The 6,576-nt window shown below is 66.9% G+C and carries 8 protein-coding genes; 3 read left to right on the forward strand and 5 right to left on the reverse strand.

Features of this window, described 5'->3' with window-relative positions; genetic code table 11:
- The first annotated feature begins 26 nt into the window (after nucleotides 1-26).
- Nucleotides 27-1,037 (forward strand): hypothetical protein, encoded by a 1,011-nt coding sequence (locus tag VF167_09640; GenBank protein ID HEX6925684.1) that lies wholly within the window; start codon nucleotides 27-29, stop codon nucleotides 1,035-1,037.
- A 15-nt stretch (nucleotides 1,038-1,052) separates the two neighbouring features.
- Here the strand turns inward: VF167_09640 and VF167_09645 are convergent, their stop codons facing one another.
- The 4 genes from VF167_09645 to VF167_09660 form a co-directional block, all read right to left on the reverse strand.
- Nucleotides 1,053-1,793 (reverse strand): SIMPL domain-containing protein, encoded by a 741-nt coding sequence (locus VF167_09645; GenBank protein HEX6925685.1) that lies wholly within the window; start codon nucleotides 1,791-1,793, stop codon nucleotides 1,053-1,055.
- Between the two features lie 207 nt (nucleotides 1,794-2,000).
- A complete protein-coding gene (locus VF167_09650; GenBank protein ID HEX6925686.1) occupies nucleotides 2,001-2,594 on the reverse strand; it encodes a DUF1802 family protein in 594 nt (197 codons plus the stop codon).
- A gap of 2 nt (nucleotides 2,595-2,596) precedes the next feature.
- On the reverse strand, nucleotides 2,597-3,667 hold the full coding sequence (locus VF167_09655; protein ID HEX6925687.1) for a glycine cleavage T C-terminal barrel domain-containing protein: 1,071 nt from the start codon (nucleotides 3,665-3,667) through the stop codon (nucleotides 2,597-2,599).
- A gap of 22 nt (nucleotides 3,668-3,689) precedes the next feature.
- The gene (locus VF167_09660) at nucleotides 3,690-3,965 is read right to left on the reverse strand and encodes a hypothetical protein (protein HEX6925688.1); all 276 of its coding nucleotides are present in this window, start codon (nucleotides 3,963-3,965) and stop codon (nucleotides 3,690-3,692) included.
- A 183-nt stretch (nucleotides 3,966-4,148) separates the two neighbouring features.
- On the opposite strand from VF167_09660, the gene VF167_09665 reads away from it, so the two are divergent.
- A complete protein-coding gene (locus tag VF167_09665) occupies nucleotides 4,149-4,811 on the forward strand; it encodes a hypothetical protein (GenBank protein ID HEX6925689.1) in 663 nt (220 codons plus the stop codon).
- Nucleotides 4,812-4,907: 96 nt separating this feature from the next.
- On the forward strand, nucleotides 4,908-6,059 hold the full coding sequence (locus VF167_09670; GenBank protein ID HEX6925690.1) for a hypothetical protein: 1,152 nt from the start codon (nucleotides 4,908-4,910) through the stop codon (nucleotides 6,057-6,059).
- Nucleotides 6,060-6,221: 162 nt separating this feature from the next.
- Here VF167_09670 and VF167_09675 read toward each other — a convergent pair.
- On the reverse strand, nucleotides 6,222-6,576 hold a 355-nt coding region (locus tag VF167_09675; GenBank protein HEX6925691.1), incomplete at its 5' end, for a twin-arginine translocase TatA/TatE family subunit.

Below are 6,576 nucleotides of genomic sequence, written 5' to 3' on the forward strand. Positions count from 1 at the left end.
GCCCCGATCCCGGGGCGACGCTGCCAATGACGCCGCAAGATGTATTCCTGAAAGGACTTATGATGATGAAGGGGATGCCTGGCGGATGGTTTGCCAATAGAGCCATCGGCTGGGCGGGGCTGGCCATCGCCGGGATGCTCGCCTCCGGGTGCAACCTCGGAGAGGTCACTGCGGCGCAGGGTGGCGACGTGCTGGTGGTGGAGGCCCAACTGGAGGCGAACTCCCGCGAACGGCAGTATGTGCTCCTGCACCGCTCCTTGCAGAATGGGGAGGTGCGGCCGGAGCCCGGCGCCACCGTGACCGTGACCGGTCCGGACGGCGTGCCGGTAGAGTTCACGGAGCTCCCGTCCGGCGTGTGTGCCGAGCTTCCGCGCCCCGGGCTGGAGGAAGAGGAGATCCCGATCCGGGTCAGCTGCTATGCCACCGGGCTCGAGAAAGAGCTCTTCGTGCTGCCAGGTGAAACCTATGAGCTGGAGGTAGTGAGCCGTTCGGGGGAGCGGATCCGCGGCCGCACCACCGTTCCTGGCGATTTCGCGGGCCGGCGGCCCAGCCTTCCGCCGAATTCCGCCTTGAGCTCCTGCTGGCTTGCCCCACGAACGAACATCGAGCTCATGTGGAGCCAGTCCGAAGGGGCGTGGAGCTATCTCGCCAACCTCGAGATCGTGGGCCTCGCGAACGCCCTGCAAGGCAGCGGATTCGAGGTGCCGGATCCGCTGGAGCTCACCGGCCTCTCCATCTCCCAGACCGATACCACGCTCGTCCTCCCACGCGAGTTCGGCCTCTTCGAATTGACCAACGTGGACCAGGACGTCATCGCTTACCTCCAGGATGGCTTCCCGGCGGGGGTCAGCCTTCGCCTCCGCGTATCGGCGCTCGATCGGAACTACGTCAACGCCATTCGCGGGGGAACGTTCAATCCCTCCGGTGCCATCCGGATCTCGAGCGTGGTCGGCGATGGCATCGGGGTCTTTGGATCCTACGTGCCGCGGGACCTCTTCGTCGTGGTCGAGGAAGAGGCCCCGCTACCCCCCTGTTGAGCCCCGCGGTCGGGCTCAGCCGCCGATGGCGAAGACCAGCGTCACGTTGGCGCGAACGGTCTGCTCGCCGGGCTGAATCGGCGTGGCGAACCCCTGCGCCGCCTCCACGGTCACATCGCGCGCCATCATCACGGGCAGAGGCCGGACCGGAGCGCTCGAGGTCGTGGCATAGAGCAACTCTCCCAGCGGAACGCCCAGGGCCTGGGCCAGCGTCTGCGCCGACGCCCTCGCCTTCTCCACCGCCTCGCGCAGTGCCTCCGCTTCCGCGGCGCTCGGATCACTCAGCCCGAAGGTGATGCCGTCCACGCGGTTGGCGCCCGCCTCCAGCGCCGCGTCGATGAGCTGTCCGATCCGCTCCAGGTCGGTGGTTTCGAAGGTCACCTGGTTGTTCACCCGGTACCCCCGAATCCGCGGCTCGGCAGCCTGGGGATCGTGCTGGTAGTCCGGATACACGGAGAAGTTGCTGGTCTCGATCTCCTCCCGGGGAATGCCCGCGGCCACCAGGGCGGCAATGACCCGCTCCATCGTTTCCGCGTTCAGCTGGGCGGCCTCCTGGGAGGTGGTGGCCGAGGTCTCCACCGCGAAGTGCAGCGTCGCCTGGTCGGCGCCGACCTGAACCTCCCCCATGCCGGTCACCTCGATCCCGCGCTGGCCTCCGATCGTCATGGTTTCCTGGGCGCTTGCACCCGCGCAGCCGGCGGCGAGAAAGGTGAGCACCAGCAGCGCGCAGCGACGTATAGCGAATAGGTGAGTCATCGATCGCGTCTCCGAAAATGGTGTGTTCGGGCGAGTCGCCCGCCTTCCGCACTGTAGGACGCCCAAGGCCGCAAGATGTACACACCCAGCCTACGGGCCGCGCCGTGGCTGCGGCTGCGGAGTCGGAGAGGGTAGCTACTTCCGTGGTGAGGACGGCTTTTCCCCGGGTGAAGCTGGCGGTGGGGAGATCTCCGGCGTCGGTGCGGGTCAGACCTCGACGACGCCCGGGTGCGCGGCCAGCCGCCGCTTCACGAGGTCGCGGAACGCGTTGAAGCGCTCGTCGTCCAGTACCGGTGTGGCGGGCCCGACCGGCAGCTCCTCGTCGAGCTCGACCCAGGAGACGCATCCTTCGTAGCCCAGCGTGTTGGGGATGACGTGCGGCGCGTTGCGGCGGTAGACCCGCAGCAGGAGGGCGTGCACGTAGGGGCGGTAACGATAGTGGAAGCGATTCTCGATCGTGTCGGGGGTGAGCGCCTGCAGATCGGTGAGGGCGAGGGCGGCGTCGAGGTTCTCGATGCGAAAGGCGTCGGTCACCTCCGCGAAAAGCTCGAGGCGTACGAAAGCTCCCCCCGGGTCGGCCGCCTCCGCGGCGTCGAGGGCCCAGGCGAGCTCGGAGCGAAGCTCCAGCGGATTCTGGTGGTACAGGGTGGGGAAGATCCAGAACTGCCGGTGCTCCATCTCAAAGTCGTCACGTCGCTCCCAGAGGCCGCCCTTGCGCACGAGAACCGCGATCTCGCCGGCGGCGAGCGCCTGCTCGATCGCGCCCCACTCCTTCAGGGCCTGTGCGCTTGCCTCTTCCACCTTCACTCCGCGGTGAAAGGAAGCTCGGTCACCCGTGCCTCGCCGCCGTCCGATGCCCCCACTCTCACCCGCTCCCCCGGCGTGAGCTCCCGCCTCACGAATCCGAGGGCGACGGGAGCGCCCACGCGAGGGGATTCGGCTGCACTCGTGATCCAGCCGATGTCCTTGCCGGTTTCCGGGTGAAACAGACGGTCGCCCGGAGAGAGCTGGGTGCCCGAGAGGCTCACCAGGCCGCGCAGATGGCGGTTCACATGCCCACGGTGCGCGATGCGGACGATCACCTCCTGCCCCGTGTAGCACCCCTTGGTGAAGGAGATCGCCCGCTCCATCGCCCCGATGGCTTCGAACGCCTCGGTGGGGATGACCTCCTCCGTCAGCTCGCGGCCGCCGCGCGGCCGACCCGCCTCGATCCTCAGCACCTCCAGGGCGCCGAAGCCCACGCGCCTTGCCCAGCCGTCGCCAGCGTGCAGGAGCCGATCGCGAAGCGAGTCGCGGAGTCTGCGCTCCAACAGCAGGTCAAAGCCGACTTCCCCTCCCGCGTACCGGGTCCCGACGAGGCGGATCGGTGACCCCTCGAGCTCGACCACGGCGACCTCGTCTTCCGCGAGGCGATCCGGAAGACCGGTGAATACCGCTCCCAGCAGCTCCCGCGAGCGCGGGCCATAGACCCCGAGCAGGGCCAGGCTCTCCGACGCATCACGCCAGCGGGCATACAGCGGCGGGAGGAAGCGGCGGAAGTGATCGCCGGTAGGTTGGAGCACCTCGCGCGGGAGGTCCATCCACACTTCGGTTGTGCTCTCCTTCGCGACCTTGTACGCACGGATCTCGGCGATCGTTCTCCCTTTGGCGGTGAGCATCCCCGCGTACACCGCACGATCTGCGGAGGCCTGGGCGAGGTCGTTGGTGATGAGGCCGTGAATCATGCGCACCGGGTCGCGCCCGCTCACTACGATCACGGCCAGGTCGTCGCGATCCACGACCCCGGCCGAGTTGCGGACGGCCTCGTACTCCGCCTGAGGATCGCCGTAATCGAGCGCCACTCCAGCGAGTGGATCGAGAGCCGCTACTGCCACATCCATCAGCTTCCCACCCGCATCACGGCGTACCCGCGGCGAAGAGCTCGCGCAACCGATCGTCGGCTCCCTCCAGCTCCTTCACCTTGCGTCTGACTTCCGCCGTAGAGGCCGCGTTGGGGAGCTCAACCTTCACCTCCTCGCCGGATTCGCGAGGCAGGTAAACGAGCGTCATCCTCCATCCCTCCACGCCGGTCGCCTTGCGGGCTACCAGGTCCACACTGTACTCGACGCCGTCGCAATCGAGTCGATTCGCCAGCCGGTGCTCCTTCCACGACGAACTGCGCGACATCGCCATCGCGATTCTCTCCGTCTCTGATATCGGGTGCCTTTCCGGACCGGAGGTGCAGTTGCCCACCTCCGCCGCCGGTTACATCTTTCATGTACGCTGATGCCGCGGAATGGTGCCGGTCGCCGCCTCCTTCCACGACCGGTCAAGATAGCTCCGCCGCTCTCCTCTTCCAACGGACCCCAGGGTGGAATGCAACCTCGCCCGCCCATCTGGACGCAGCGATTGCCTCCCGACGTCCGACGACGGCTCGAGCTCGCCGTGGCGGCGGCGGCCGAGGCTCGCTCCGATACGCACGCCCAGCAGGCTCTGAACCTGGTGGCAGTGCTGGCGTCACGGATGCCGTTCGACGAAGCGGTCGAGCGGTACGTCGACGTGATGGGGCTCGCCGGCGAGGAGGCCGAGACCGTCCGCAACCGCGCGCTGGTCGCACTCAGTGATTCGGGTCTCGCTGCCGATCTTTCTGGTGAGCGGCACCGCACCGGGTGGGGTATCAACTGGCGGTACGCGACGCCCCTCGGCGCGGTGCGGTTCGTTCGGCGGCAGCTCCGGCGAAACGCCGAGGAGGACCTCTGGATGGAGCTGTCGGCAGCGCGCGCAGAGGAGGCGCTGATTCGGACGCACATCAAACACGCGCTCATCTTCGTCCAGATGCTCGCCGACATCGTGCCTCCGACGCGCGCCGTCACGCTGTACCTGGACCAGCTCGAGGTCCCGTCCGTCCGGGCCCGGCAGGTGTATCAAAGGGTGCTGGCGAGGGTTGCCGATCGCGAGTTGCCCAAGCTCGCGACGCAGAGGGATGAGCTGCCAGGCGGCCCGGAATCGGCCCAACGGTCGGCGCGGGAGCCGGGCTGATCGAGCATACCTCTTGCTCTTCCGGCAAGCAGGGTCGTGGCGGGGCGATGGTGCGATGCCCCGCCTTCTCATTGCCTTTTTTCAACAACACTGGTGATGGAATTGCGCGTTTACCTCGTTCTGGGGACCTTCCTGGGCGTCATGGCCTGCGGTTCCGATGGCGTATCGGAGGGCGTCGATACAACGGACCCGGAGCGGGGTGTTGTCCTGGAAGCCGAGCTACCCACCGAGGTGCCCGAGCCCGAGGTGCCTGAGCCGTCTGCTCCCGTCGTCCAGGTGGCTTCGGTGACGGATCTCCCGCCCAACGAACTGGGGAAGATTCTCGTGCTGGAGTACCATCGGCTCGGGGAGCCCGAGAACGAGTACTCTCGTAAAGCCGAGAATTTCCGCGCGGACCTCGAGTTGCTCTACCGCTCGGGTTACCGGCCGGTGACCATGCGTCAAGTGTTGGAGGGAATGCCCGACCTCCCCCGCGGAGCCACGCCGGTGATCTTCACCATCGACGACTCCTCGCGGGGCCAGTTCTACCTGCTCGAGGATGGGTCGGTTGATCCCAACACCATGCTGGGGATGTGGGAGGAGTTCCGCGCGGCCCACCCCGATTGGAACAGCGGGGCGGTCTGGTGCATCCTGCCGGGTGCGGACTACCCGTCGAACTTCTTCGGCGAAAAGCCCAGCAGGGAGGTGCCGCGCGCCGAGCGAGAGGCGATCATCCAGAAGAAGGTCGATTACCTCATCGAGCACGACCACGAGATCTGCAATCACACCCTCTACCACGCCCGACTGGATCGTGCTCGCGACGACGCGCAGGTACAGGAGTTCATCGGCCGCGGAGAGGACTCGATCCAGGTCTACCTACCGGACGACTATGACATCGTGACCTTTTCCCTGCCGCTGGGGGTGTGGCCCAAGAACCGGTCACTCGCCTGGCAGGGGGAGTACAAGGGGAAGCCCTACCATTACGAGTTCGTGCTGGAGGTGACCGGGGACGCGAACGAATCACCGTTCGATCGCACCTTCGATCCGCATTCGGTGAACCGCTTCATCGTCGCCCCGGGAAGGTTGGAGAGACAGATCGCGGCGTGGGAGCGAGATCCCTCCCGACGCTTCGTCTCTGATGGAGATCCCACCGCTATCACCGTGCCGACGGGCGCGGCGCAGCGCGTCGATACGGTGCGCTGGCCGGATCTCACTGTGGTCGAGTTGCCGCCGGAGGGAGAGGTCAACCAGGCCGGCCGGACCTCCTGAGTCGGGCAGCGCTCGCGATGTAGTCGGACTCCGAAGTGGGTGTGCGTCGCGTCAAGGGTTGGTCTGGAAGACCGAGCCCGGTAGGACCTCCGGACGCAAAATCGAACCGCCCGCGACGCGAAAGGCGATGCGGGCGGTTCGACTTCACTCCGGCGAAATGGATCAGTCGGCGCTGTTGGTCTGCCGCGCCTCGGGATTTGGGGGCGCCGCCTGTGCCTGGAGCGTCTGCTGAGGCTGTGCCTGCGCGGGCGGAACCGCTGGGGTCACCGGCTCGTCCAGGCCGTTCAGGGACCGCTTGAAGTCGCGAATCCCCTTGCCCATCCCCGCTGCGACCTCCGGTAGGCGCTTCGCGCCAAAGAGCATCAGCAGGACGGCGAAGATGAGCAGCATTTCGCCGAATCCAAGTCCGAACGGCATGGGCATCTCCTTGCGGTGGGGATGGTGTCTTCTCGCGGAGAGCCGAGCCCGATCCGCGTTCTGCCCGGGCTCTTCCGCCCGATATCTATCTCGGCGCCCC

This window comes from Longimicrobiaceae bacterium (genome assembly GCA_036375715.1).
Classification (GTDB): Bacteria; Gemmatimonadota; Gemmatimonadetes; order Longimicrobiales; family Longimicrobiaceae; genus DASVBS01.